This is a genomic window from Salinicola sp. (genome assembly GCF_982684285.1).
The window spans coordinates 908-2,347 of sequence record NZ_CEXLVS010000389.1; the positions used below are offsets into that span (position 1 = coordinate 908).

The following is a 1,440-nucleotide window of genomic DNA, read 5'->3' on the forward strand; positions in this document are numbered from 1 at the left end:
GCGCCGCACGCGAGAGCTGATCGAGACTGAGGGTTATACCGTTATCTACGGCGATACCGACTCGATATTCGTGTGGTTGGGCAAAGCCCACGAGGCCGAAGCCGCCAACACGATCGGGAAACGGTTGGTGACCAGGGTCAATGCCTGGTGGCAACGGCATCTGCGAGACGAGCTACAGCTCGAAAGCGCCCTGGAATTGCAGTTCGAGACGCACTTCACACGCTTTCTGATGCCGACCATTCGTGGCACGGAAGAGGGCAGCAAGAAACGCTATGCCGGCCTGGTCCGCGAGGCGGACGGGAGCGAGCGACTGGTCTTCAAGGGGCTGGAGTCGGTGCGCGCCGACTGGTCGCCGCTGGCCCAGGCTTTCCAGCGCGAACTCTACCGGCGGATCTTCGCCGACGAACCCTATCGCGATTACGTGCGCGAGACCGTGCAGCAGACACTGGCCGGGGAGAACGACGATCAACTGGTGTATCGCAAACGGCTCAGGCGCAAGCTGGAAGACTATCAGCGCAACGTCCCGCCCCACGTGCGCGCGGCGCGCCTGGCCGACGAGTTCAACCGCCAGATGGCGCGCCCGCTCCAGTACCAGAATGGGGGCTGGATTCGTTACCTCATGACAATCGCCGGCCCGGAGCCGTTGGAGAATCGGCGTTCGGCGATCGACTACGAGCACTACATCAGTCGGCAGCTCCAACCGGTTGCCGATGGCATCCTGCCGTTCGTGGGCGACGATTTCGAAAAGATCACCGGTCGACAGCTGGGGCTTTTCTGAATGACCGCGATCGATCTACCCCGGCGCCACTGACGCCACATGCCGATTGACAGCCTCGGGGCGCGGTGCTAAACACGCGCTGCCGGCAATCGTGCCGGTGCTGCGCCAGGCAGCCGGGCACGTGGGTGCGCGGTGCCGGGTGCCCCTCGAGGATTCATGCAAGATGGCATTCCGCCGTATCCTGATGGCGTCTGGTTTGGTCGTGGCGATGGCCGGCTGCGCCTCCAATACCTTCGCGCCCAATTACCAGTCGAACAATACCGATGTCCTGCGGATCGGTGGCGAGCGCCCCGATGCCGCTGCCCCAGCCGTCGGGGATCTCGGCTCGTTCTGCGTCCAGACCACTCAACAATGGAACGATCAGGGCAGGACCCCGGACGGTCAGCGCCTGTGGGTGAAGAGCACGCTGCGCCAGGCGGTGGCGTGTCGCTGAGCCACTGATTCCCCGGTCGCTCTCGATTGGCTGTATCGTGAGTCGCCGATGGCGCCACAGCGCAGGAGGCTCGAACCGTAACGGGTTCGGGCCTTTTTTTTGGCCTATGCTGAGGTCGTGCTCGATCGAATGATCAAGCTCGCCTGGGGTTGCCTGCCGGCGATCTCGTCGCCATCTTCCCAATGTGTAGCCGCCAGGCGAGCGGTCCTGAAACAGGAGGGAAGCGGAT

The 1,440-nt window shown here is 63.5% G+C and carries 2 protein-coding genes; both read left to right on the forward strand.

Annotated elements, in window-relative coordinates; genetic code table 11:
• A partial coding sequence (locus AC3AYF_RS20225; RefSeq protein WP_295039832.1) for a DNA polymerase domain-containing protein occupies nucleotides 1–778 on the forward strand: 778 nt, incomplete at its 5' end.
• 163 nt (nucleotides 779–941) lie between these two features.
• A complete protein-coding gene (locus AC3AYF_RS20230) occupies nucleotides 942–1,211 on the forward strand; it encodes a hypothetical protein (protein WP_295039834.1) in 270 nt (89 codons plus the stop codon).
• The last annotated feature ends 229 nt before the right edge of the window (nucleotides 1,212–1,440 follow it).